The sequence below is a fragment of the Pseudomonas sp. 86_A genome (assembly GCF_017491705.1).
Taxonomy (GTDB): domain Bacteria; phylum Pseudomonadota; class Gammaproteobacteria; order Pseudomonadales; family Pseudomonadaceae; genus Aquipseudomonas; species Aquipseudomonas koreensis.
On the sequence record NZ_JAFGYS010000002.1, the window covers coordinates 123,591 to 147,694 of the forward strand.

Annotated in this window: 21 protein-coding genes; 10 read left to right on the forward strand and 11 right to left on the reverse strand. The window is 62.3% G+C overall.

The features are described 5' to 3' along the window. The first annotated feature begins 4 nt into the window (after positions 1-4). Positions 5-1,375, forward strand: coding sequence for an MFS transporter (locus J5M57_RS03900; RefSeq protein ID WP_207847480.1), 1,371 nt, complete (start codon positions 5-7; stop codon positions 1,373-1,375). After that, positions 1,372-1,770 carry a DUF4440 domain-containing protein gene (locus tag J5M57_RS03905; RefSeq protein WP_207847482.1) on the forward strand — a complete coding sequence of 133 codons (399 nt, stop codon included), beginning with the start codon at positions 1,372-1,374 and terminating at the stop codon, positions 1,768-1,770. Before J5M57_RS03900 ends, J5M57_RS03905 begins: the two co-directional genes overlap by 4 nt. A 146-nt stretch (positions 1,771-1,916) precedes the next feature. Here J5M57_RS03905 and J5M57_RS03910 read toward each other — a convergent pair whose 3' ends face one another. The 4 genes from J5M57_RS03910 to J5M57_RS03925 form a co-directional block, all read right to left on the reverse strand. Next, positions 1,917-2,780 (reverse strand): HlyD family secretion protein, encoded by an 864-nt coding sequence (locus J5M57_RS03910; protein ID WP_064586054.1) that lies wholly within the window; start codon positions 2,778-2,780, stop codon positions 1,917-1,919. 25 nt (positions 2,781-2,805) lie between these two features. Continuing rightward, on the reverse strand, positions 2,806-3,006 hold the full coding sequence (locus J5M57_RS03915; protein ID WP_003221811.1) for a DUF1656 domain-containing protein: 201 nt from the start codon (positions 3,004-3,006) through the stop codon (positions 2,806-2,808). After that, a complete protein-coding gene (locus tag J5M57_RS03920; RefSeq protein WP_207847491.1) occupies positions 2,996-5,188 on the reverse strand; it encodes an FUSC family protein in 2,193 nt (730 codons plus the stop codon). The genes J5M57_RS03915 and J5M57_RS03920 overlap by 11 nt, the downstream gene beginning before the upstream one ends. Before the next feature lie 171 nt (positions 5,189-5,359). Further along, positions 5,360-6,859: an efflux transporter outer membrane subunit gene (locus tag J5M57_RS03925; RefSeq protein WP_169843149.1), complete on the reverse strand. Its 1,500-nt coding sequence runs from the start codon at positions 6,857-6,859 to the stop codon at positions 5,360-5,362. A 284-nt stretch (positions 6,860-7,143) separates the two neighbouring features. Here J5M57_RS03925 and J5M57_RS03930 point away from each other — a divergent pair, with 284 nt between their 5' ends. From J5M57_RS03930 to J5M57_RS03945, 4 genes are all read left to right on the forward strand, one after another. Then, positions 7,144-8,112 (forward strand): LysR family transcriptional regulator, encoded by a 969-nt coding sequence (locus J5M57_RS03930; protein WP_064586051.1) that lies wholly within the window; start codon positions 7,144-7,146, stop codon positions 8,110-8,112. 381 nt (positions 8,113-8,493) lie between these two features. Next, entirely contained in the window at positions 8,494-8,868 is a 375-nt protein-coding gene (locus tag J5M57_RS03935; protein ID WP_064586050.1) for a DUF6124 family protein, read from the forward strand. 894 nt (positions 8,869-9,762) lie between these two features. Continuing rightward, positions 9,763-10,737 (forward strand): D-glycerate dehydrogenase, encoded by a 975-nt coding sequence (locus J5M57_RS03940; RefSeq protein ID WP_064586049.1) that lies wholly within the window; start codon positions 9,763-9,765, stop codon positions 10,735-10,737. A gap of 155 nt (positions 10,738-10,892) precedes the next feature. Continuing rightward, the gene (locus tag J5M57_RS03945; protein WP_169843147.1) at positions 10,893-11,402 is read left to right on the forward strand and encodes a DUF2165 domain-containing protein; all 510 of its coding nucleotides are present in this window, start codon (positions 10,893-10,895) and stop codon (positions 11,400-11,402) included. 24 nt (positions 11,403-11,426) lie between these two features. Here J5M57_RS03945 and J5M57_RS03950 read toward each other — a convergent pair whose 3' ends face one another. Next, positions 11,427-12,326, reverse strand: a complete 900-nt coding sequence (locus tag J5M57_RS03950) for a DMT family transporter (protein ID WP_169843146.1) — start codon at positions 12,324-12,326, stop codon at positions 11,427-11,429. Between the two features lie 201 nt (positions 12,327-12,527). Here J5M57_RS03950 and J5M57_RS03955 point away from each other — a divergent pair, with 201 nt between their 5' ends. Further along, complete coding sequence (locus J5M57_RS03955) at positions 12,528-13,403, forward strand: AraC family transcriptional regulator (RefSeq protein WP_207847493.1); 876 nt, start codon at positions 12,528-12,530, stop codon at positions 13,401-13,403. An 84-nt stretch (positions 13,404-13,487) separates the two neighbouring features. Here the strand turns inward: J5M57_RS03955 and J5M57_RS03960 are convergent, their stop codons facing one another. From J5M57_RS03960 to J5M57_RS03985, 6 genes are all read right to left on the reverse strand, one after another. Next, positions 13,488-15,917 carry a TonB-dependent receptor gene (locus J5M57_RS03960; RefSeq protein WP_207847495.1) on the reverse strand — a complete coding sequence of 810 codons (2,430 nt, stop codon included), beginning with the start codon at positions 15,915-15,917 and terminating at the stop codon, positions 13,488-13,490. A gap of 204 nt (positions 15,918-16,121) precedes the next feature. After that, a complete protein-coding gene (locus J5M57_RS03965; protein ID WP_207847497.1) occupies positions 16,122-17,111 on the reverse strand; it encodes a FecR family protein in 990 nt (329 codons plus the stop codon). Next, complete coding sequence (locus J5M57_RS03970; RefSeq protein ID WP_064586043.1) at positions 17,108-17,674, reverse strand: RNA polymerase sigma factor; 567 nt, start codon at positions 17,672-17,674, stop codon at positions 17,108-17,110. Before J5M57_RS03970 ends, J5M57_RS03965 begins: the two co-directional genes overlap by 4 nt. 1 nt (position 17,675) lies before the next feature. Beyond that, entirely contained in the window at positions 17,676-18,002 is a 327-nt protein-coding gene (locus J5M57_RS03975; protein WP_207847499.1) for a DUF3325 domain-containing protein, read from the reverse strand. Beyond that, positions 18,002-19,591 (reverse strand): PepSY-associated TM helix domain-containing protein, encoded by a 1,590-nt coding sequence (locus tag J5M57_RS03980; protein WP_207847501.1) that lies wholly within the window; start codon positions 19,589-19,591, stop codon positions 18,002-18,004. Before J5M57_RS03980 ends, J5M57_RS03975 begins: the two co-directional genes overlap by 1 nt. Beyond that, positions 19,588-19,893 carry a DUF3649 domain-containing protein gene (locus J5M57_RS03985; RefSeq protein WP_169843141.1) on the reverse strand — a complete coding sequence of 102 codons (306 nt, stop codon included), beginning with the start codon at positions 19,891-19,893 and terminating at the stop codon, positions 19,588-19,590. The genes J5M57_RS03980 and J5M57_RS03985 overlap by 4 nt, the downstream gene beginning before the upstream one ends. A 178-nt stretch (positions 19,894-20,071) precedes the next feature. Here J5M57_RS03985 and J5M57_RS03990 point away from each other — a divergent pair, with 178 nt between their 5' ends. The 3 genes from J5M57_RS03990 to fecA all read left to right on the forward strand — a co-directional run bounded on the left by J5M57_RS03990 (position 20,072) and on the right by fecA (position 24,034). Continuing rightward, entirely contained in the window at positions 20,072-20,560 is a 489-nt protein-coding gene (locus tag J5M57_RS03990; RefSeq protein WP_064586039.1) for a sigma-70 family RNA polymerase sigma factor, read from the forward strand. Further along, on the forward strand, positions 20,557-21,489 hold the full coding sequence (locus J5M57_RS03995) for a FecR domain-containing protein (protein ID WP_207847503.1): 933 nt from the start codon (positions 20,557-20,559) through the stop codon (positions 21,487-21,489). The genes J5M57_RS03990 and J5M57_RS03995 overlap by 4 nt, the downstream gene beginning before the upstream one ends. A gap of 214 nt (positions 21,490-21,703) precedes the next feature. After that, positions 21,704-24,034 carry a TonB-dependent Fe(3+) dicitrate receptor FecA gene (gene fecA, locus J5M57_RS04000; RefSeq protein WP_207847505.1) on the forward strand — a complete coding sequence of 777 codons (2,331 nt, stop codon included), beginning with the start codon at positions 21,704-21,706 and terminating at the stop codon, positions 24,032-24,034. Positions 24,035-24,104 lie beyond the last annotated feature (70 nt).

Below are 24,104 nucleotides of genomic sequence, written 5' to 3' on the forward strand. Positions count from 1 at the left end.
TGCCATGGCATATCGCTCGAAAGTCGCGCTGGTGTATTTGTTCGGGTTCGCTCTCGACCTGCTGAACATGTTCGCCGCCAGCATTGCCTACCCGGACATCGCGCGGGAGTTGCACGCCTCGGTGACGCAACTGGCGTGGATCAGCAACGCCTACATGCTCGGGCTGACGCTGATCATTCCGATGAGCGTGTGGCTGGCTGCACGGCTGGGCGAGCGCCGGCTGATTCTCGGTTCGCTGCTGCTGTTCGGCATCGCCTCGGGGCTGGTGGCCCAGGCCGGCTCGATTGAAAGCCTGATTGGCTGGCGCCTGCTGCAAGGGCTCGGGGGCGGCTTGTTGCTGCCGGTCGGGCAAGCCCTGGCGTATCGGCAATTCCCGGTGGCGCAGCGGGCGCACCTCACCGGCGTGGTGTTGCTGGTCGCGCTGATGGTCCCGGCCCTGTCGCCGGCGGCGGGCGGCCTGATCGTCGAGGCCTTGTCGTGGCGCTGGATTTTCTACCTGAACCTGCCGCTGGCATTGTTGGCGTTCGCCCTGGGCCTGTTATGGCTGAAAGCCGATCAGCCCAGCACCGAACGCCCGACGCTGGATCTGCGCGGCCTGCTGCTGGCGGTGTCAGCCCTGAGCCTGTTGCTGGTGGCCGTGAGCCTGGCCAGCGCCTCCGCAACTCGTCACCTCGCTGGCGGGGTCCTGCTGCTCGGTGCCTTGACCTTATGGTTTTACCTGCGTGATGGCTGGCACAAACCCGACGCCGTCCTCGACCTGCAACTGATCAAGAGCCCGTCGCTGCGCCTGGCGATGCTGATCTACCTGTTCGTGCCCGGGATCTTTACCGGGACCAACATGATTGCCGTGTTGTACCTGCACCAGCTCGGTGTCGGCGCCGCGCAAACCGGTGCGCTGATGCTGGCCTGGGCCGCCGCCTCGGGCGTGGCGATCATGCTCGGCAAACGCAGTTTCAACCGTATCGGTCCCAAACCGTTGCTGATCGCCGGCATGCTTTTGCAATGCCTGGGCATTGTCCTGCTGATGCGCATCGAACAGCCCGCCGCCGCTCCGCTGATCATCGCCTACGCCCTGATGGGACTGGGCGGCAGCCTGTGCAGCGTGACCGCGCAGACCTTGGCATTTGTCGGTATGACCCCGGAAAAAATGGGCCACTCCAGCGCCTTGTGGAACATCAATCGCCAACTCGGTTTCTGCCTCGGCGCGGCGCTGCTGAGTTCGCTGTTGGGCGCTCTGGGCGGCCACGGTTTTCAATACTGTTTTCTCGCGGCTGCCTTGCTGACGCTGTTGCCAATGGTCGCCGTGCTGCGTTTCGACGCCTCCAAAGTGCTCGCGCTGCTGAGCACACCGCCCCTTCAGGAAAAATCCACATGATTGACTACAACGAATATTTTGATGAGGTGCTCCAGGCCCACCTGGTCATCGAGCGCTGGTTTGCCGTGGAGCAGGATTCGGCAGAACTGGAGCGCTTGCTGAGCCGGTTCTCGGCGGATTTTTCCATGTTCACACCCCTGGGCCGGGCGCTGGATATCGACGCCTTGCGCGCGCTGTTTCAGACGGCGGGCGGGAAGAAGCCCGGGTTCAGGATCGAGCTCAGTGAGCTGCGCGGGATTGCCCTGCATTCGCAGGGAGCGACGCTGAGTTACCGCGAGCAGCAAACCGATGCGAGCGGGGTGCACACCGATCGGCGCTCGACGGTAGTGTTTGAAAGAACCGAGGGCGGTCGGGTGCTGTGGCGGCATTTGCACGAGACGTTTTGCCAAGGCTGATGCAACCCCTTTGTGGCGAGGGAGCTTGCTCCCGCTGGGCTGCGCAGCAGCCCCAATACCTGCTCCCAACCCTGTCAGGCAAACCGCGCCGTCAGCTTTGACGACTGCTACGCAGCCGAGCGGGAGCAAGCTCCATCGCCACAGGTTTACTCTCCCGTATCCTGCTTCACCACCACCGTGCAGGTAATCCCCGCCGCCAACAGCACACCTTCCGGCACTTCATCGATGTGAATGCGCACCGGCACCCGCTGCGCCAGGCGCACCCAGTTGAACGTCGGGTTGACGTCGGCGATCAGTTCGCGACTTTCCGGGTTGTCGCGGTCGTAGATGCCGCGGGAAATGCTCTCCACGTGGCCCTTCAACACTTCGCCGCTCATCAGTTGCATGTCGGCCTTGTCGCCCACGCGCACGTGCGGCAGCTTGGTCTCTTCGAAGAAGCCGTAGACCCAGAACGAGTTCATGTCGACCACGGCCATTTTCGCTTCGCCGATGCGCGCGTAGTCGCCGCGATGCACATTGAGGTTGGTCACGTAGCCGTCCACCGCCGCGCGCACTTCGGTGCGTTTGAGGTTGAGTTCGGCGGCTTCCAGTTGCGCTTGCGCGTGTTGGTAATCGGCCAGCGCGGCGTCGGCGATGTTGCTGGCGTCGTCGCGGTTTTCCTTGGAGATCACCAGGTTGTCGAGGTCGGCGCGGCGGTGCGCGTTGACCTTGCGCATCTCCCAGGTCGACTTGCGCGAGGCGACCAGCGACTGCGCCTGTTTGACCGCGATGCGGTAGTGCTCCGGGTCGATCTGCATGAGCAAATCGCCCTTCTTCACCAACTGGTTGTCGCGCACCGGCACATCGATGACTTCACCGGTGACGTCTGCGGCGACGTTGATGATGTCGGCGCGCACCCGACCGTCGCGGGTCCACGGAGTATTCATGTAGTGCTCCCACAACGTGCGGCCGATCCACAACGCCAGGGCCAGCACCAGCAGGGTCGCGAGCAGGCTGAAAAACTTTTTCATCAGGGCCTTCTTCAGAGAGAGAGAGTCAACGGTAAACAGTCAGCGCCATGGCGCCGAACAGACAGGTAAACAGGCTCAGGCGCAGCAGCGCCGGGTGCCAGAAGAAGCGGTACAGGTCGAACCCCGAGAGGAACCGGTCCAGCGCCCAGGCCAGCGCCGCAGCGACAAAAAACATCAGGGTCATGGTCGGCATGTACACGCCGTGGAAGGCGATTTCACGAGGCATGGGCAAGTCCTTCGGGCTTGGCGACGGCATAGGCGGCGAGCGGTGATTGCGGGTCGAGCAACGAGGTGCGGATGAAGTGCAGGTAGCTCTTCACCCGGCGCAACGCGGACGTATCGAAGTGCGGCGCGAATGGCTCGTCAGTCGCGGCGACCCGGCTGATCGCGTGATCCACCGCCACCAATGCGCGCTCCAGATTGCTCTGGTTCGGTTGCAGAAACAGCCGCACCAGCGCCCGGCCCATCACGCGGATCGCCTGACGCCACGGCTGCGATTCGGCATACGCCGGGTGCACCGGGAGAATCGCCTGTTCCTTGCGCAACTCGATGATCGCGTGGCCGACTTCCAGCACCACGAACATCCAGCGCAGCAGGTTCTTCTGCACGGTCGGCTGCCCGGCGGCGAGCCCGTAAGCCTGATGCAGCAGGTCGCGGGTGCGGCTCTCGAAACTTGACGCCAGGCCCTTGAGCTTGCCGCTGATCGCGTACACCACCTGGCCGCGCAGATCCTGCTCCAGACGCTTCCACAACCAGCGGCTGTTGGGCGGCAGAATGATTGCGCCGGCAGCGGCGCAAACGAGCATGCCCATGACCATGGCGATGTAGTCGTTGATGAAGGTGTAAGGGTTGTAGACGGTCAGGTTGTCCGGCACCGAACCGGTGCTGAAAAAGATCAACAACCCCAAGCCCACGCCTGCGTATTGCGGCCGCGAAGCGAGAAACGAACCGAGCACGATCACCGGTGCGAGCATCACGCACAGCAGGGGAAAACCGTCGATCCACGGGAAGATGAAAAACATCTCGACGAAGCCGATCAGCGCCCCGAGAAACGTGCCGCACGCCATCTGGAACGCCATGCGCTTCGGGTTCGGCGTGGCGGCGGACAGGCCGACGGTGGCCGCAGCAATCAGGGTCATGGTCGCGCCGCTTGGCCACGCAGTGGCGACCCAGTAACTGCCCAGCACGATCAGGATGAACGAGGCACGAATGCCCGAAGCGGCGGCGGCCCACCAGTTGGTCTGCGGGGTGAACGGCTCGTCCCAGCGTTCGCGTTCGTGGCTGTGATCGGCCAGCGAGGCGTGGGTCTGTGCATAACTGTGCAGGTCGTCGACGAAGCGATACAGCAGCTCGTACGCGGTGTGGAAATCCAGTTGCTCGGCTTCACTCGGGCCGGTTTCCTGGAAGATGCCGCGCAAGGTTCGCACGCGCGTCGGCAGGCCTTCCTTGTAGGTCGCCAAAGCGGTCGCCAAGCGTGCAGCGTCCGGGCTGGTCAGGGCGCGGCCGCTGAAACCGTCGAGCACTTCGGCCAAGTCCTGCAAACCCGGTTTGATCGCAGCCACCACGTGTTCTTCACCGTTGCCGCGCAGGCGTTCGAGCAACTGATGCAAGGCGTTGAAACGCGTGGTGATGCCCATGAACTCGCTGTTCAAGCGACTGAGGCGACCGTTGCGCCGACGCATGTGCGGGTCTTCGAATACGGTCACGCTGCGCAGCCCTTCCAGGCCCACCGCTTCGGCGATGAAGCGCACATTGTTGGTCTCGAAGGCGTCGGCCTTGCTGCGCCCGCGCAGGCCATCGGTGACGAACAGGGCAAACACGCCGAAGCGCTGATACAACGCGTTGCGCATCGCCGCACTGGCGGTTTGCGGCAGGATCGCGGCGCTGATCACGGTCGAACAGAGAATCCCCAGAGAGATTTCCAGCACCCGCCACACCGCGGCCATGAACGCCCCGTCCGGATGCGCCAGCGCCGGCAGCCCGACCATCGCTGCGGTGTAGCCGGCGAGGACAAAACCGTAGGCGCGAAAGTTGCGGCAGCGTGCCGCACCGGCCGAGCAGATGCCGACCCAGATCGCCAGCGAGCCGAGGAACAGTTCGGTGTTCTGCGCGAACAGCGCGATCAGCGTGACCATCATCGCCGACCCGGCCAGGGTGCCGAGGAAGCGATAGAAACTCTTGGCAAACACATGACCGCTCTGCGGTTGCATGACGATGAACACGGTGATCATCGCCGTGCGCGGTTGCGGCAGTTCCAGGCGCATCGCCAGCCACAGCGTGAGGAACGCGGCGAGCAAAACCTTGAAGATATACACCCAGGTCACGCCATCACTGCGCGCCCAGTCAAACAGACCCCGGCGCCATTCCAGGGAGTAGAGCCAGCGTAGAGGTGCGGGCAAGGGAGTCATTTGGTCTTGCTCAATGAATGAAGAAAAAATCTGTGGATCACACAATTCCTGTGGCGAGGGAGCTTGCTCCCGCTGGGCTGCGAAGCGGCCCCCAAAATCTTGTGAGCGCTGCGCGCTCAAGCGGGAGCAAGCTCCCTCGCCACAGGTTTGCGCATGCCGTCGGGATTGTGTTCACCGCAAAAGTGCCGGGGTTTTCGGGGCTTGGGTTTGTTCGGCAGTCGGCACGTCGTTGCCGGCGCCAAGTCCACCACCCAACGCTGTCACCAACTCGGCATGCGCACTCAATCGCGCCGCCTGCACCTGCTGCTGCACTTGCTGTTGTTTGAACAACAGCGTCTGCGCATTGAGCACGTTGAGGTAATCGGTGAGGCCACGCTGATAGGCGATCATCGCGATGTCGTAGGTCTTCTGCGCAGTGGCCACGGATTCGGCGGCGAAGGCCTGCTGTTTGTCCATCGACTCGCGGCGGATCAACTGGTCGGAGATGTTCTTCAGCGCATTGACCAGCGTCTGGTTGTAATGCGCCACGGCGATGTCATAGCCGGCGGACGCTTCGCCCAGTTCGCTGCGCAAACGGCCACCGTCGAAGATCGGCAAGGAGATCGCCGGGCCGACGTTGTAGTTGAGCTTCTTGCCGGTCAAAAACTCCAGCGCCCCGCCGCCGGTGGCCATGTAGCCAAGGCTGCCGACCAGATCGACGTTGGGATAAAAGCCGGCATGCGCGATATCGATACCGCGCGCCTGCGCCGCCACCTGCCAGCGACTGGCGACCACGTCCGGGCGCTGCCCCAACAACTCGGCAGGCAATGCCGACGGCAACTTCAACGCTGCACTCAGCGCCAGGGTTGGGCGCTGCAACTGCGCACCGGCGCCCGGGCCTTTACCGGCCAGCGCGGCGATCTGGTTGCGGCTCAGGGCGATTTCTTCGTCCAGCGCATCCAGCTGTCGATGGGTTTCCGGCAACGGCGTTTCGGCCTGGCTGACTTCGAAGTGCGTACCGATGCCACCGTCCAGACGCTTCTGCGCCAGATCAAGAATCTGCTGTTGCTGCTTGAGCGTCGCCGCAACGATGTCGCGCTGGGCGTAATGCAGCGACAGCTCGATGTAGGCGCGCACGAGGTTGTTCTGCAATTCCAGCTGCGCCAGCCGCGCCTCGGCGGCGCTCATGTGCGCCAGATCCACTGCCCGTTCGCTTGCATTGCTTTCCCGGCCCCAGAGGTCCAGGGCGTAGCTGAAACCCAGCGCGGCGTTGTTGTCCCAAGTGCTGGTGTTGGCCAGGTCGCCGGGACCGTAGAACGGGTCGGTCGGCCAGTTGTGGCGCTTGAGCGTCGACTCGCCATTGATCTGCAACGACTCGGCGGCTTCGGCGACACCGGCCAGCGCCTTGGCCTGACGCACCCGCGCCGCGGCCATGGCCATGCTCGGGCTGCCCTGCACGGCGAGGTCGATCCAGTGATTGAGTTGCGGGTCGCCGTAGGCTTGCCACCATTGCGCGGTGGGCCAGTGGGCGTCTTTGGCGGCGTGGGCAATCGCGTCGTCGGTGGCCAGCGTATTGGCCTCCAACGCCTTGCCTTGCGGGGCAATGCCTGCGGTACCGATGCAGCCGCCGAGAGCCAAAGTGAAAGCCAGAACACTGAGCGGCAAAAGCGCTCTGTTGATGCGACGCGGCACAGCTGCGAATTCCTGAAAGAGGATAAGGCGGGGCGTGTTCCCCTCTGTAGGAGCTGCCGAAGGCTGCGATCTTTTTGATCTTGATTCCCTTAAAACAAAATCGAAAGATCGCAGCCTTCGGCAGCTCCTACATGGGAACGGCGCAATTCTATGGAACGCCCTGTGCGGCGATAAGCTGGGATTCCTGTGAATCTTTGTTACCGTTAACGAGATAATCCCTTGGTCGGGGGTCTCAGCCCCTGAAACTTCGTGTCACAATTTGCCATCTCCCTTGAGAGCACCCCATGGACACATTGCAAAACATGCGCGCCTTCAGTTGCGTGGCCGAAGCCGGCAGCTTCACCGCCGCCGCCGTGCAACTCGACACCACCACGGCCAACGTCTCGCGCGCGGTCTCCAACCTGGAAGCCCACCTGCAAACCCGCCTGCTCAATCGCACGACCCGGCGCATCGCCCTGACCGAAGCCGGCAAGCGCTACCTGCTGCGCTGCGAACAGATCCTGGCCTATGTCGAAGAAGCCGAAGCCGAGGCCAGCCAAGCCCACGCCCGCCCCGCCGGCCAGCTGAAAGTGCACACCATGACCGGCATCGGCCAGCACTTCGTGATCGACGCCATCGCCCGCTACCGCAAGACCCACCCGGACGTGACCTTCGACCTGACCATGGCCAACCGCGTGCCGGACCTGCTCGACGAGGGCTACGACGTGTCCATCGTGCTCGCCAGCGAACTGCCGGACTCGGGCTTCGTCTCGCAACGCCTGGGCATCACCTACAGCATCGTCTGCGCCTCGCCGGCCTACGTGAAAGCCAACGGCTGCGCACAAAAGCCCAGCGACCTGCTGAACCACGCCTGCCTGCGCCTCGTCAGCCCGGTGATACCCCTGGAAAAATGGGCCTTCAACGGCCCGGACGGCCAGGAAATGGTCACCATCAACAGCTCGCCATTCCTGGTGAACTCCGCCGACGCAATGAAAGCCGCGATCATCAGCGGCATGGGCGTCGGCGTGCTGCCGGTGTACGCCGCCATCGAAGGCCTGCGCAACGGCACGCTGGTGCGAATGATGCCGAACTACCGCTCGCAGGAACTCAACCTGTACGCGATCTACCCATCGCGGCAATACCTGGATGCGAAGATCAAGACCTGGGTGGAGTACTTGCGCGGATCGCTGCCGGAAATCCTCGCCGCGCACCAAGCAGAACTGGCCGCCTACGAGTTAAGCGGCAGCCTCGCCGGAGCCCGCGTCGCCAACTGATTTTCAACACATCGCGAAACCTGCAGGCGCGGCCGCGGGCTGCGATCGTTTGGGCTTGATGTTTAAACATCAAAAGATCGCAGCCTACGGCAGCTCCTACAAAGGAGTGATTTTGCGGAAGTTTTCCGACAGGTTTTGAAGGTTGTGGGTCGGAAATTGGGTGGATACGCTCAGGGGGTCGTTGACGAATCAACGACCGGACTTGGTCGTCCGGGTTTAGAATGGCGCACTTTTTAAGCTTGCTTAATGGCGAGCTGTGCGTGGGAGGGCCTTGGCCCTGCCGGGTTTCCATTCCCTGGTCGACCAACCTGCGTACGGTTCGCCACCCTATTGCTTGGTCGCAGTACGTGGCGAACTCCACACCCCGAATGGAGTTTCACCATGATCAAACCATCGCCCAACCCGCCCGAGACGGACTGCACCTCCCCCTACGAATCCATCGACTCGAAAAAACTCCACGACGCCGCCGAGCGTGCGCTGGACCACTACCTCAAACCCTCCTCCACCCCCCTGAAATCCCACAAGCCCAGCACCATGTTCCAGGTCGTCCCCGACATGGACAACGAAAGCTTGCTGGTGCACGCCTGCGAATCACTGGCCTCGGCGAGCATCATGACCAGCGACATTGCGGCCTATGTGGATCCGCCACAGCGGCACACCCTTCTGGCGATTCAGCAGATCATCATGCTGGCGGAACTGGCCGTGAATCGAGTGCTGGATAATGTCGAAATCACCCAGCCAGCAGCACACAGCTGAACCCTTGTTGGATTGGGGCAGGCAGTTAGAGAATGGTCGGCTGTCAGGCCGCCATCGCTGGCAAGCCAGCTCCCACAATTGGATTGGGTGCATTCAGCTGGAGATTGGTTGGCTGTCAGGCCGTCATCGCGAGCAGGCTCACTCCTACAGTTGGATGGAGTGCATTCAGTTGGAGACTGGTCGGCTGTCAGGCCGCCATCGCTGGCAAGCCAGCTCCCACAATTGGATTGGGTGCATTCAGTCGGAGATTGGTTGGCTGTCAGGCCGCCATCGCGAGCAGGCTCACGCCTACAATTGGATTGAGTGCATTCAGTTGGAGACTGGTCGGCTGTCAGGCCGTCATCGCGAGCAGGCTCACTCCTACAATTGGATTGGGTGCATTCAGTCGGAGATTGGTTGGCTGTCAGGCCGTCATCGCGAGCAGGCTCACTCCTACAGAAAAGCAAAAGCCGACCGCATGCTCTTCACCACTCAACAGGATGAGCGTTAGCTCGGCTGCAGCTCTTGATCTTGCCGTACCGGCCCCTTCGGCAGGCTGAGTGGAGGGGTTTATCCGGGGGTGGGAGCGCAGCGACCGTTCGACGAAGTCGAACACAGCGAGAGGAGGTGCAGCGAAGCAAACCGTAGACGATGCCCCCGGATGAACCCCGGAGCGAAGGAACCCGAGCCTAAGCGAGGGCCGAACGCCGGGGCCCAGACCTTTGGTTCCTTTGGGGCGTCTGCCAAAGGGACTCGCCGTAAGGGCGAAACCGCCAGCGGCAACACCCGCAGAAACGGATATACACCCAAAACCCCAAGAACCTGGTCGGCCCAAAGGCCGCCAAGACAAGCCAAACCCCACAAAGAAATGTTAGCTTGCTTGGCAATAAAGCCCAGAAGCCGAGCCCCAGCCCAATGAAAAAAACAGTCCTGGCCTTCAGCCGCATCACCCCCCCAATGATCGAACGCCTGCAACAGGAATTCGACGTCATCGTCCCCAACCCCAAAAACGGCGACATCAACGCCCAATTCAACGAAGCCCTCCCCCACGCCCACGGCCTCATCGGCGTCGGCCGCAAACTCGGCAAAGCCCAACTCGAAAACGCAGCCAAACTCGAAGTCGTCTCCAGCGTCTCCGTCGGCTACGACAACTACGACCTCGACTACTTCAACCAACGCGGCATCATGCTCACCAACACCCCCGACGTGCTCACCGAAAGCACCGCCGACCTCGCCTTCGCCCTGATCATGAGCAGCGCCCGCCGGGTCGCCGAACTCGACGCCTGGACCAAGGCCGGCCAATGGCAAGCCAGCGTCGGCGCCCCGTTGTTCGGCTGTGACGTCCACGGCAAAACCCTGGGCATCGTCGGCATGGGCAACATCGGCGCCGCCGTCGCCCGCCGTGGCCACTTCGGTTTCAACATGCCGATCCTCTACAGCGGCAACAGCCGCAAGACCGAACTGGAACAACAACTCGGCGCGCAATTTCGCAGCCTCGACCAACTGCTGGCCGAAGCCGACTTCGTCTGCCTGGTCGTGCCGCTCAGCGACAAGACCCGCCACCTGATCAGCCACCGCGAACTGGCGCTGATGAAACCGAGCGCCATTCTGGTCAACATTTCCCGCGGCCCGGTGGTCGATGAACCGGCGCTGATCGAAGCCCTGCAAAACAACCGCATCCGTGGCGCCGGCCTCGACGTCTACGAAAAAGAACCGCTGGCCGAATCGCCGCTGTTCCAGTTGAAAAACGCCGTGACATTGCCGCACATCGGCTCCGCCACCCACGAAACCCGCGAAGCCATGGCCAACCGTGCCCTCGCCAACTTGCGCAGCGCGCTGCTCGGCGAGCGCCCGCAGGACCTGGTCAATCCGCAGGTCTGGCGCGGCTGAAAAAACGGGCAAGTGCTTCATCGGCACTTGCCCGTTTCATCCATCACTCGCCCGCAGCTAAATACCTTGCAACTTAACCTTGGATTAAAAGCACAACACTGAACATTAAACTCTCCAGACTTATCAACAACACGACAAACATCCTGGAGAAATACTTGAACAGCCTGAGCACACAAAAACTCATCCGCTACAGCAAAGTCACGCTGATGGCTTACATCAGCTTTTTCGGCTTGCTGGTGATGTTTAGCAACTTTACCGACTACGCCTCGAATTACGAATACGTCGGCCACATTCTCAGCATGGACACCACCCAGACAAACCCCAACATCCGTTACCGGGCCATCGACTCGCCGATGCTGCACCACCGAATCTATTGGCTCATCATCACGCTGGAAGTGACCTGGACCGCGTGTTGCCTGATAGGCACCTACCATCTTCTGCGCAAGATCAATGCTTCAGAGCAAGCCTTTCATGAAGCAAAGAAATATTCGATTATCGGTTTATTGATCGCGATGTTTGTTTATTACGTCTGCCTGCAGGTGATCGGTGTCGAATGGTTTGACATGGATACATCACAAATCTGGAATGCCAAGGACTGGGCTCGGCATATTGTCGATTTCATCTTTCCGCTATTAATTTACATCGCCATCAAAGTGGAGCGTTGAGGCACTAACGCTGCACTTGGACATTCACGCCAATTTGCTGTGTGCCAGCAGCGCCGCACGCGGTTTACGAAACACCAGCACGTTACCCAGCATCACCAATACCAGTCCGACCAGCGCCGGCGCCGTCCACTGATAACCTTCGGCAAACGCCGATACGTTCAGCGCCACCACCGGGAACAATACGGTGCAATACGCCGCACGCTCCGGCCCCATGCGCCCGACCAGCGTCAGGTACGCGGTGAAGCCGATCACCGAGCCCGGAATGACCAGGTACAGCAGCGCGCCGACGTAGCGTGGCGACCAGTCCATGTCGAACGGAATGCCTTTGACCAGGCACCACACCGACAGCATCGCCGCGCCATAGGCCATGCCCCAGGCATTGGTGGTCAAGGGTCTCAGACCGGCTTTCTGTTGCAGGCTCGAGAGCATGTTGCCCGCCGAGAAACACAGGGTTCCGCACAACGCCAGCGCCAGACCGAGCAAGGTCTGCGGGCTGGCGTGATGGCCGGCCAGTTCCGGCCAGAACAACATCCCCAACCCGAACAAGCCCAGCGCCCCGCCCATCAGCACATTGCGCGCAATACGCTGGCCGAAGAACACCCGCGCATTGAGCGCGTTCCACAAAGTCGCGGTGGAAAACACCACCGCCACCAGGCCGCTGGGGATCCACTGGCTGGCTGTCAGGAAGCACATGAAGTTGACGCAGAACAGGCACAAACCCTGCGCCACGCAGATCAGATGGCCACGGCGGTTCATCGGTTGCAGCCGGCGGCTGAGCAGCAACAGCACGAACAGCACCAGCGCGGCGAGGCCGAAGCGATAGACGATCGACACTGGAATCGCCACCACCCCCAGTTGCCACTTCAGGGCAATCCAGGTGGTGCCCCAGATCAGCACGGTCAACAAATACAACGACAGGTTCATGGCAAACACTCCTTGATGCGGCAACGCTGAGCGCTTTTCTGTGGCGAGCAAGCTCGCTCGCTACAGGTTTCGCGTTTAATTGAGAATCAGGGTGCGGCAGCAAGGGTTGGAGCGCTTGCACAATCTTGCGCTTTTGTCGGCGTACTGGCTGGCAGCGCGACGCCTACGGAGTAGGATGCAAGGCGTTGGAGAGAACCGCATATGGCCGCTATCGATACCCTGCAAGTCTTTCAAGCCCTCAACCGCTCGCCGAATGCACGCCTGGTGCACAGCGCCGAGCTCGGTGACGGCTTGTCTGCGGCGCTGTGGACCAACCACCACGACGCCCAGGAATACGAAGCACCGAGTCACCACACACTTTCCTGCTATATCGCCGGCGGTACCGGCACGTTTCGGCGCGGTCAGCCGGGGCACAAGGGTGGCCCGGACAAACTCTGCATCCTGCCCGCCGAGCATGAATCAGGCTGGGTGATCAACGGCGACATTCGCCTGGCACACCTGTATTTCAGCGCCGAACAATTCGCCCTCGGTTGCGTCACCCTGCTTGATCGCGAACCTCGGGAAATGCAGTTGCGCGAGCAGACTTTTCTCGAAGACCCGCAACAGGCGCGGCGCTTTCGGCAACTGTTGAGCCTGAACTGGGACGAACCCGCCGAGCGTCTGCTGACCAGTAGCCTCGCCCATGAATTGATCAGCCACACCTTGCTCAGCCAGGTCGGCGCCCGCCAGGGGTTGCGCCTCAAGGGCGGGCTGGCGCCGCATCAGCGTCGGCAACTGGTGGAGTTCATCGACAGTCAGTTGGCCGAGCCGATCAGTCTCGGGCAACTGGCCGGGTTGTGTGCGCTGTCGGAATACCACTTTGCGCGGATGTTCCGCACCAGTTTCGGTTTGCCGCCGCATCAGTATGTGCTGGCACGCCGCTTGAGCCGGGCGCGGGAGTTGTTGCGCGGCACGGCGTTGCCGTTGGGGGAGATTGCGCTGGCGTGCGGCTTTGCCAGTGCCAGTCACTTCACCAATCGGTTCAAGCAGGTGCTGGGTGGGACGCCTGGGGAATATCGGCAGGCGTTTTTGCGCTGATCGCAGCCTTCGGCAGCTCCTGCAGGGGAAACGCATTCCAACTGTAGGAGCTGCCGAAGGCTGCGATCTTTTGCTGGTTTCGGATCAGAACTCCAGCGTGCTCGACAACGAAATCTGCCGCGAATCGCCCATCGACACAAAGAATCGGCTCGCCGCCGAGGTGTAGTAGGTGCGGTCGAACAGGTTCTTCACATTGAGCTGGAACTTGACCTTCTGCCCTTCGAGCTTGGTGTCATAAGTGGCGAACGCATCGGCCACGGTGTAGCTCGGCAGGTCGAAATCATTCACCGCGTTACCCGCTCGCTCGCCGACATAGCGCGCCCCGGCGCCGACCCGCAATTGATCGCCACCGATCACGCTGCCGAAGTCATACACCGCAGACAGCGAGCCGCTGTTCTTCGCCACGTTTTGCAGGCGATTGCCCTTGTAAGTCGGATCTTCGGTGACCTCGACGTCGGTGTAGGCATAGGCGCCGATCATGCTCCAGCGGTCGCTCAGTTGACCGGTCAGGTCCAGTTCCAGACCCCGGGAACGCACTTCGCCGGCGGCACTGTAAATCGTGGTCGGGCCTTCGGAGTTGGCCACCAGCACGTTGCGTTTCTTGATGTCGAACAGCGCGATGTTACCGGTGAGGCGCCCCGGCATGTCCAGGCGCGCGCCCAGTTCCCACGACTTGGCTTCTTCCGGCGCGATGCTGCCGTCGAGCACGGTGCTGCTGCCGCTGAGCGGGGCGATGGTCGAGTTGGGTTTGAACGATTCGGTGTAGCTGCCGTAGAACGACAGCTCGTCGGTGTAGCGATACACCAGACCGGCACGCGGCACGAACTTCTGCCCGTTGCTGTCGGTGTTGGCCTTGAACGGCACGCCTTTGCCGGCGTACTGGTCGTATTCCTGGAAACGCCCGCCGGCGACCAGAATCCACTGGTCGTTGAGGTGAATGGAGTCCTGCAGGAACACCGAATCACTGCGCAGCAGATCGGTTTGCGCACTGTCCGCCGGGCTGACCGTAGTGCCTTCGACTTCGCGGCCATACACCGGATTGACGTAGCTGAAGGTGCTCAGGCTTTTCTGGCGGATCAGGTCGGCGCGGTAGATCTTGCGGTACTCGTCGTCGACGCCGAACACCAGGTCATGCTGCATGCCCAGCACGTTGACCTTGCCTTCGAGGCTGGCGGTGGTGAAGCGGTCGGTGCTGATCGCGCCTTGCGTGCCGTCCATGCTGCGGGTCAGCGTGCCTTTCTTGGTGTCGATGGCGGTCACACGGACCTGGCTGGCGTCGTAGGTTTCGCGGTTCCAGCTGTAGCCGAAGTGGGCTTTCCAGTCGTCGTTGAGTTCGTGGTCGGCCTCGAAATGGTACAGGTCGGAGCGGCCTTCCATGTCGTTGAACGGCTCGTCCAGACGCTCGTTGCGCGAGATGTCCAGCGGGTGGTTGGTGCGCGGGTCGATCACCGTGCCACGGTCGAACGGCGTGAGGAACTCGCGATGCTCGTAGCCGAACGACAGCTTGGTGCGTTCGCCGAACCAGGCCAGCGACGGCGCAATCAGCGTCTCGCGATGCGTGCCGTAGTTGCGCCAGTAATCTTCGTCTTCGTGATCGAGCACCAGCCGATAGGCCAGCCCGGACTCACCCAGCGCACCGGTGCTGTCGAAGGTGCCGCCGCTGCCGTTCTTGCCGTCGCCGTAGCTCGAGCCGCGCAGGGTCAGGGCGTTGTACTGGGTCAGTTCCGGTTTCTTGCTGACCAGGTTGACCACGCCGCCCGGGTCCTGGATGCCGTAAAGCAACGAGGCCGGCCCCTTGAGCACTTCGACGCGATCGACCGTGGCGCTCATCCCGCGACCCTGCACGATCGGCATGCCGTCACGCATGATCGAGCCGTTGCGGTTGTCGCCAAAACCGCGAGTCATCACCGAATCCTGGGTGCTGCCCAAGGTGTTGCCCTGGGTGATGCCGCTGACGTTGGCCAGCGCGTCGTCGAGATTACGCGGGGTCTGATCGCGGATGACCTGGGCCGGGATCACGTTGACGGTCTGCGGGATTTCCTGCAGCGAAGCCGAAGAGCGCATCACCGAACTGGTTTGCGGCGGTTGATACGTCATCGACTCATCACGGGTCGAGGTGATGGTGGTGGCGCCAAGATTGAGCGCACCTTCAGTGGGTTGCGGTTCCAGCGCCAGGGTGTGGCTGTCGGTGCGGCGGAAGGTCATGCCGGAGCCGCTGAGCAGGCGTTGCAACGCTTGTTCGGCGCTCATCTGGCCGTTGACGGCCGGCGCATTGAGGCCATACGGCGCCTCATCGGTGTAGACCACGCTTTGCCCGGTGACGCGGCTGAAGTCGCTCAAGGCCTGCGGCAGTGGTTTGGCATTCAGGGAAAAACTGAACTGCTGTTGCGCCGGTCTGCTGACGGCCTCAGCGGCCAGCGCCACGCTCAGCGGCAACAGCGCCAATGTGGAAAAACTCAATGCCGAAACACCCAACCACTGTTTGACCGAACCCGATTTTGCCCTGGACTTCATTGCTCAATGACCTGTGTAGAACCGCAACGGATGCGAATGACTCGCAGTTTCAGTCACTACACGGATGGGCCCAGGGTTTACCTCACCACATTTGGAAAATATTTTTTGGAGTCTGAAAGAACGCTATCGCGAGCAGACTCACTCCTACAGAGGGAACGCATTCCAAATGCAGGAGTGAGCCTGCTCGCGATGGCGCCGGCCGCCTCAGCGCAGAATGATCAGATGCCCCAGCACCTGATGCTGCTCAAACCCCATCACCCCTTGCAGCGAACTCAACACTGCCTGCGGGTTCTTGCTCGGAAAACTGCCGCTGACCTTGCGCGCGCCCAGTTCAGCGTTGAGCAACACAATCCGCCCCGGGTAGTAGCGCCGCAAATCCTCCACCACCTCGGCCAGCGACGACTTGTAGTAAGTCAGCCAGCCCTGACGCCAGGCCAGTTGCGCTTCGCTGTCCACGGCGTGCAGTTTTTCAGCGCGGCCCTGCCCGTAAGCCACTTGCTGGCCGGCGGTCAGAATCTGCTGTGGCGCATCGCGATCCGCCGTCACGCCAACACGTCCGGACAGTACCGTGACCTGTGCGCCCTGCGGCTGCAGACGCACTTCGAACTGCGTGCCGAGCACCCGCGCCTGGCCTTTCTCGGCCTCGACCACAAAGGGCTCGCCGGTGTGTGTCACAGTGAAAAAACCGGCGCCGCGACGAAGCTGCACATGTCGCTCGCCCCGGCTGAAATCCACGGCGATGGCGCTGTCGGCGTCCAGCGTGACTTGCGATTGATCGGCCAGGGTCACCGTGCGGATTTCCCCCGGCGCCGAGACGTAATCGGCGCCCAGATCATCGATCCAGCGCTGCGGCTGCCAGCCTGTGGCGAGGCTGAGCATCAGCAACAGGCACGCGGCCATCGCCAGCGCGCCCGACCCGCGCAGCAGCGGTGAGCGACGCGGACGATCCATCGCATTGAGGTAGCCCTGCAACGCCAACGCGTCTTCATCGGCCAATGTCCGCGCCGGGCTTTCGCTCAATTCCCAGAGTACTTGCGCCTGGGCATAGGCCTCGGCGTGAGCCGGGTCGGCGCGCAGCCATTGGCTGAACGTCAGTTGATCGCCGGTGCTCGGGCGGTCGTGCAACAGGCTCAGCCAGGCAAGCGCGGCCTGTTCCTGAGCGGGCGTCGGGGCGACGCGGTCGGTGGGATTCACGGTGCTTTCCCTGGCAGGCGTGGCGCGGGTTCGCGCAGGCTGGCCTTGCAGGCCTCGAGGGCGCGCATCATATGTTTTTCCACGGCACTTTGGGACAGGCCCATGGCCTTGGCGATGTCCGCGTACTTGCGACCGTGGATGCGATTGAGCAAAAAGATCTGCCGGGTGCGTTCGGGCAAGGCGCGCAACGCCGCTTCGACATGGCGCAGATCATTGCCCGCTTCGAGCGCGGCTTGCGGCTCGCTGCCGTGGCTGTCCGGCGCGTCCGGTTGCCAGCCCTCGTTGACTCGCACCCGCGTGCCTTCGCTGCGCAAATGATCGATCGCGATGTTGCCGGCGCAGCGCAGAAGGTAGGTGCTGAGCTCTTCGACCTGCACCAGCGGCCGACGCCAGAAGCGCAGGAACAGGTCCTGCACCAGGTCCGCCGCCGTGGCCCGGCAGCCGACGCGCCGGTTCACCAGCGCTTCCATCTGCGAACGCTGCGAGAGGAACACCTGAAGAAAATGCGCACGCGCGCCGTGCGGCTCGTCGTCGCGGGATTCCGGGGGATGGCCGGTCAACATCTCAGTACTGCGCCCAGGCGGCGACCGGCGTGGCCAGCAAGCTGAGCGCCGCCAGCAGCAAGGCCAGTTTCGGTCGATACGGCATCAGCAGCACCAGCACCAAGGCGCTGCCCATCAATACCGCGAACCAGTCGACCAGGCCGAAGCTCCAGCCGTTGGCAGCCACTGCAGCCCACAGTGAAGCGCCAAGCAGCAGGCATCCGGCAAGCTTCAAATGACGGGCGCGCCGCGCCGAAGGTTTGTTGCCCAGCAGTTCATCGTGGTGTCGCGGCATCGACAGACACAGCGCGGTGAACCCCGCATAGCACAGCAACAGCGCCAGCAGCATCAGTGCGTCCTCTGCTCAAGGGTGACTGGCCGGGGCGCGGTGCGAGGGGCTTTTTTCACCCGCACGCTATGGCCGGCGCGTTGCATTTTCCACGCGGCCCACGCCAGGAACAGGCCCGCCGCGAAGCAGGTCAGATCGAATCCGGCCAGTACCCAGTCCCCCTGAACCAGCGTGACACCGAGGTGATGTGCGGTGGTCAAGGCGTTGAGCAATGGCAGCGCGATGAACAGCGCTGCCGCCAGTGTCAGTTGCTCGATCCAGGCCTTGCGCCCCGGGCGCAGCAGCGCGTGCAGCACGCTCAAACCCCAGGCGATGAAAAAGCCGTTCACTTCCCACTCTGCCCTTGCGCTCAAGTTCAGCGGCAACAGCCGATTGGCCCAGAAGAACACCGCCACGGCCAGCACCAACCCAGCCATGCTGGCGATGTTCAGCACCTCCACCAGCCGCAACTCGAACGGCATCACGCCGCTTTTAGCGTGTTTGAGCTGACGCTTGCCAAGCCAGATCACCAGCCCGGTACCGATCATCGCGGTGCCGGCCAGACCACAGATGAAGTACAGCCAACGCAGGATCGGTCCGGCGAAATGGCCGAGGTGCAATCCGTAGAAACCACTGGCAACCGTCATCGGCAACGGCTTGTCGGGCGTGGCGCCGAGGCGCTGCCCGGTGACGCCGTCGAAGGTCACGTCGTGGCTGTACTCATAGGCGATCCTGTCGGAGCTGGCGCGGGACAGCTGCACCGTGGCATTGGCGTCGCCCGGGTTGATGACGCTGACCCGGGCCGTGTGCCCACCCGCCCATTGCTCGCTGGCCTTTGCCAATAACGGTGCCAGCGCTGGCAGCAGGCTCGCCTGGCCGGCGCGTTCCGGGATCGGCGTTTCGGGAAACAGCGCTTGGTAAAACGCATCGCGATCAGTGCCGTAGGACGCCAGGATGCTCGCCGGCATGACCATCGCCATGAAAATCACCAGACTGCTGTAGGTGATCATCAGGTGAAACGGCAGCACCAGCACACCCACCGCGTTATGCCCGTCGAGCCATGAACGCTGGCCTTTGCGCGGGCGAAAGGTGAAGAAGTCCTTGAAGATTTTCTTGTGGGTGATGATCCCGCTGATCAGCGCGATGAACATCACCATCGCGGCTATCGTCGCCAGCCAGCGGCCCCAGGGATAAGGCATCTGCAACTGGAAGTGGAAGCGGTAGAAGAACTCGCCACCCCGGCTGTCCCGGGGCTGTATTTCGGCGCCGGTCTGCGCGTCGAGGGTCTTTTGCGTGAAACGCCCACGCTGACCGCGCTCGGCCGGGGCGTCTTGCCAACGCACGGACAACGCGGGATCACGGGCATTCGGCAGATCGATAACCCAACGCGAGGCATCAGGGGCGTGCTGCTGCAGATAGCCTTGCGCCAGGCTCAGGCTGACCGCTGAATCGATAGCGTGCGCGGGGATTTCCGGCTGCATCCAGTGGCTGATCTCATCCTTGAAATAGGCCAGCGTGCCGGTCAGGAAAATCGCGAACAGCAGCCAGCCGAACAGCAATCCGGCCCAGGTGTGCAGCCAGGCCATGGCCTGGCGGAAGCCCTCTTTCATGCGTACCCCAAGCCACGCGCGGCACCGGAAGCCGTCGCCAGAATCACGCTCGGCACCAGCAACCCGACCCACGCCGACCACGCGGTGCGGCAGGCGAAACACCAGAGCACCGCGACCAGATAGACCAGAAAGGAAATGGTCATGCCCGTCACCACCGCTTCGGCGCGGCTCAACGGCAGCCACATCGTCAGGGCGACACTGGCCAGTGCCGCGACCAGATAGCCGCCAAACACCGCCGCCAGCACCCGCGAGGTGACCGCCAGACGATAGGACATGGGAAGTGAGGCGAGTTTGCCTTTCATGTTTCGACCCTGAAACGAAAAAACGTCCGGCCGACAAGCCGAACCAACAGGCGAGCAATATTAATGATAAATATTCTCATACGCAAAAGCATCTGATTGCCGGACGACCTTCCTCGCCTCTACAATGCGAACAGTTCTTGTTCTCTAACGCATGCCGCATGCGCCCGGAGTAATACCGTTGCCGTCCGCCCATCCCGTCGAATCGCTCTATCACGACCACCACCGTTGGCTCACCGGCTGGTTGCGGCGCAGACTCGGCTGCCCGGAGAGCGCGGCGGATCTGGCTCAAGACACATTCATCCGCGTACTGACCGCGCGCGAACCGGCGCTGATCATCGAACCGCGCGCCTTCCTCACCACCCTCGCCAAACGCGTGCTGTTCAATCATTACCGCCGCCAGGACCTGGAACGCGCCTACCTCGAAACCCTGGCGCAGATGCCGGAGATGACTGCACCGTCGGAAGAAGACAAAGCGATCATCCTGCAAACCCTGATTGAGCTGGATCAGTTGCTCGACGGCTTGCCGCGTCTGGTCAAGCGCGCCTTTTTGCTCGCGCAGGTCGATGGCCTGACTTACCCGCAGATCGCCGCTGAATTGAACATCTCGGTGGCCACGGTCAAACGTCATTTGAACAAGGCAGCAATGCGCTGTTACTTCGCGCTATGAACCGCGTCCCGGATTTCTCCGCGCACGTGGCCGAGCAGGCGGTGCATTGGTTGATGGAAATGCAGCAGGGCACGCTCTCCCCGCGCCAGCAACAGGCCTGGCAGCAGTGGCTGGACGCGCACAGTGAACACCGTCGGGCGTGGGACCACATACAGCGGGTCAACCAGCGCTTGCGCGGTGTGTCTTCGCCGCTGGCACACGCGACGTTGAACGGAGCGAAGTCCGCCAGCCGTCGTCAGGCGTTGAAACTGCTGCTGATTGTCGGTGCCGGTTCAGCCGTCACCTGGAGCGTGCGCGAGCACAATCCGCTGCCGTCGCTGCTCGCTGATTACCGCAGCCCGGTGGGTGAGCGACGCAAGGTGGCGCTGGGCGCGGACAGCCAGTTGCAGCTCAACACCGCGAGTGCGGCGGACGTGGACAACACGCGCCGGCTGATTCGTCTGCTGGAAGGCGAGATCCTCCTGAGCACCACGCAAGCGTTCGAAGTGCGCACGGCACAGGGCATTCTGAAAACCCGGGCGGCGCGCCTCAACGTGCGGCAATTTGCCGATCGCACCCAGGTGGCCGTGTTTGAAGGCCAGGTCGAATTGAACGCCCACGGGCGTGCACCGATGTTACTGCCCGTCGCCCGTCAGCTGAGTTTCAGCGCCACCTCGATCAGCGCAGCCAAGGCACTGGACGCCAACAGCGGCGCCTGGGCCGAGGGCATGCTGGTTGCCGCGCACATGCGCCTGGGGGACTTTCTGGATGAGCTCGGTCGCTACCGTCGCGGGCAGTTGCATTGCGCTGCCAAAGTGGCTGACCTGCTGATCTCCGGGACTTATCCACTGGACGACAGCGAACGGATTCTCGATCTGCTGCAAATCAGTCTGCCAGTGAAAGTGCGGCGTTTTACCCGCTATTGGGTGAGCGTCGAAGCCCGGGTTTGAAACAAAACTGTGGCGAGGGAGCTTGCTCCCGCTGGCCTGCGCAGCAGGCCCCTTCTTCAATAAAGGGGCCGCTTCGCGCCCCAACGGGAGCAAGCTCCCTCGCCACAGAAAACAGTCGTTCAAAAAAATATTCGTAAACCGTGAGCCGTTTTTCAGATCTGGCGTGACAGAGAAGGAAAGCCCCCTTGATTCAACCTTCTCAGGATCATCGTTCATGCACCCGACCCGCCTTACGCCCCTGGCCCGCAGCCTGCGTCATCTCGTTCTCGGCGCCAGCCTGAGCTTCAGCGCCCTGCCCGCTCTGGCCGCCGAAACCAAGGCCTATCACATCGCCCCGGCGTCGCTGGAAAACGCCCTCAACCAGTTTGGTCGTGAAGCCGGCGTGCTGATTTCCTTCGGCTCGCAGATCACCCGCGGCGTGCAAAGCCGTGGCCTGGAAGGCAGCTACACCGCCGCGCAAGGTCTCGATGCACTGCTTGAAGGCACCGGTCTGCAAGCCCGCGCCGAGGGCGATAATGCCTTCAGCCTGCAACCGGTGAGCGACACCGCGCTGGAGCTGGACACCTCGACAGTCGTTGGCGACTGGCTCGGCGACGCGGCGCAGGTCAACGTCTTCGAGCATCCGGGCGCCCGCGACGTGATCCGCCGCGAAGACTTCGAACGTCAGGGCGCGACTCAGGCGCGCGACGTGCTCAACCGCATTCCCGGGGTCAACGCCCCGGAAAACAATGGCACCGGCAGTCACGACATGGCGCTGAACTTCGGCATCCGTGGCCTCAACCCACGGCTGGCCGCGCGCTCGACGGTGCTGATGGACGGCATTCCCGTGCCCTTCGCCCCTTATGGTCAGCCGCAGTTGTCCTTTGCGCCGATCAGCATGGGCAACATGGATGCCGTGGACGTGGTGCGTGGCGGCGGCGCCGTGCGTTATGGCCCGCAGAACGTCGGCGGCGTGGTCAACTTCGTGACCCGCGCCATCCCCGACGAACCGACGGTCAAGGGCGGCTTCCAGACGGAAACCAGCCCGTCGTCGAGCCATGACGGCTTCAAGACCAGCGCCAACCTGCTCGCGGGCGGCACCAATGACAATGGCCTGGGCGGCGCGCTGCTGTACTCCGGCACCCGGGACGGCGACTGGCGTGAACACAGCGATACCGAGATCGACGACCTGATCCTCAAGGGCAAATACCAGCTCGACGAGGCCAACAGCTTCAACGCCATGGCCCAGTATTACGAGGGCAAGGCCGACATGCCCGGCGGCCTCAACGTTGCCGATTACGACGCTGATCCGTATCAATCGACACGCCCGAAAGACCAGTTCTGGGGCCGTCGGACGATGTTCAACTTCGGCTATCGCTATCAGGAAGACCGTCGCGAATTCACCGCCAACACCTTCTTCACCAAGACCCTGCGCAGCGGTTATCTGGATCAGGGCAGCTTCCTCTCGCTGTCGCCGCGCGAGTACTGGGTACGCGGTTTCGAAACCCGGTTCGCCCAAGGCTTCGATCTCGGCCCGACCAGCCATGAAGTCGGCGTCGGCTACCGCTACATCAACGAGGCCGGTCATGAGTTGCGCTACCGCACGCCGATCAGCAGCAACCAATACCCGACCACCGACAGCCGCAACGACCGCGACACTCGGGGTGGCACCGAAGCCAATGCGTTGTTCGTCGACGACCGCATCGACATCGGCAAATGGACCATCACCCCGGGTGTGCGCTACGAGATGATCGAGTCGCAGCAGACCAACAACCTGACCAACGCCAAATACAAGGGCGACTACAACACCGCGCTGCCAGCGCTGAACGTGCTGTATCACCTGAGCGACAGCTGGAATCTGTACGCCAACACCGAAGGCTCATTCGGTAGCGTGCAGTACAGCCAGATGCCCAATCGCGTGAGCAGCGGCGAAGTCAAACCGGAGAAGGCCCGCACCTGGGAACTCGGCACCCGTTACGACAACGGCGCCCTGCGAGCGGAAATCGGCGCATTCCTGATCAACTTCGACAACCAGTACGAAAGCAACCAGACCAACGATTCGGTGATCGCCCGTGGCGAGACCCGCCATCAAGGCATCGAGACCAGCGTCAATTACGCACTGGATGCCTTGAGCCCGGCGCTGGCCGGTTTCGATGTGTACGCGACTTACGCCTACGTCGACGCGACCATCCGCGAGGACGGGCCGAACAAGGGCAACCGCGTGCCGTTCTCGTCGAAACACAAAGGCACGATTGGCGTCGGTTACACCGAGGGGCCGTGGAAGCTGAATCTGGATAGCAGCTTCCAGAGCGACCAGTTTGCCGACAACGCCAACACCTCGACAGAAAGCGCCGACGGCAGCACTGGCAAGATCCCGGGCTACATGTTGTTCAGCAGTCGTGCGGGTTACGACTTTGGCCCGCAACTGTCGGATTTGAATGTGGCGGTGGGGGTGAAGAACATCTTCAATACCCAGTACTTCACCCGCTCGTTCGATGACAACAACAAGGGCAAGTACGTGGGTGAGCCGCGCACGGTTTATGTGCAGACGTCTGTAGCTTTCTAAAAAAACTGTGGCGAGGGAGCTTGCTCCCGCTCGGCTGCGAAGCAGACGTAAATCCTGCTAATGCGGTCTG

Bases quoted from the DNA above. Each gene is read 5' to 3' on its own strand.
- J5M57_RS03940 (WP_064586049.1), top strand. From the start codon at position 9,763: ATGAAAAAAACAGTCCTGGCCTTCAGCCGCATCACCCCCCCAATGATC.
- J5M57_RS03930 (WP_064586051.1), top strand. From the start codon at position 7,144: ATGGACACATTGCAAAACATGCGCGCCTTCAGTTGCGTGGCCGAAGCC.
- J5M57_RS03970 (WP_064586043.1), bottom strand. From the start codon at position 17,674: ATGTTGACCGGCCATCCCCCGGAATCCCGCGACGACGAGCCGCACGGC.
- J5M57_RS03915 (WP_003221811.1), bottom strand. From the start codon at position 3,006: ATGCCTCGTGAAATCGCCTTCCACGGCGTGTACATGCCGACCATGACC.
- J5M57_RS03950 (WP_169843146.1), bottom strand. From the start codon at position 12,326: ATGAACCTGTCGTTGTATTTGTTGACCGTGCTGATCTGGGGCACCACC.
- J5M57_RS03960 (WP_207847495.1), bottom strand. From the start codon at position 15,917: ATGAAGTCCAGGGCAAAATCGGGTTCGGTCAAACAGTGGTTGGGTGTT.
- J5M57_RS03910 (WP_064586054.1), bottom strand. From the start codon at position 2,780: ATGAAAAAGTTTTTCAGCCTGCTCGCGACCCTGCTGGTGCTGGCCCTG.
- J5M57_RS03985 (WP_169843141.1), bottom strand. From the start codon at position 19,893: ATGAAAGGCAAACTCGCCTCACTTCCCATGTCCTATCGTCTGGCGGTC.
- J5M57_RS03905 (WP_207847482.1), top strand. From the start codon at position 1,372: ATGATTGACTACAACGAATATTTTGATGAGGTGCTCCAGGCCCACCTG.
- J5M57_RS03900 (WP_207847480.1), top strand. From the start codon at position 5: ATGGCATATCGCTCGAAAGTCGCGCTGGTGTATTTGTTCGGGTTCGCT.
- J5M57_RS03955 (WP_207847493.1), top strand. From the start codon at position 12,528: ATGGCCGCTATCGATACCCTGCAAGTCTTTCAAGCCCTCAACCGCTCG.
- J5M57_RS03995 (WP_207847503.1), top strand. From the start codon at position 20,557: ATGAACCGCGTCCCGGATTTCTCCGCGCACGTGGCCGAGCAGGCGGTG.
- J5M57_RS03920 (WP_207847491.1), bottom strand. From the start codon at position 5,188: ATGACTCCCTTGCCCGCACCTCTACGCTGGCTCTACTCCCTGGAATGG.
- J5M57_RS03935 (WP_064586050.1), top strand. From the start codon at position 8,494: ATGATCAAACCATCGCCCAACCCGCCCGAGACGGACTGCACCTCCCCC.
- J5M57_RS03975 (WP_207847499.1), bottom strand. From the start codon at position 18,002: ATGCTGCTGGCGCTGTTGCTGTGCTATGCGGGGTTCACCGCGCTGTGT.
- J5M57_RS03980 (WP_207847501.1), bottom strand. From the start codon at position 19,591: ATGAAAGAGGGCTTCCGCCAGGCCATGGCCTGGCTGCACACCTGGGCC.
- fecA (WP_207847505.1), top strand. From the start codon at position 21,704: ATGCACCCGACCCGCCTTACGCCCCTGGCCCGCAGCCTGCGTCATCTC.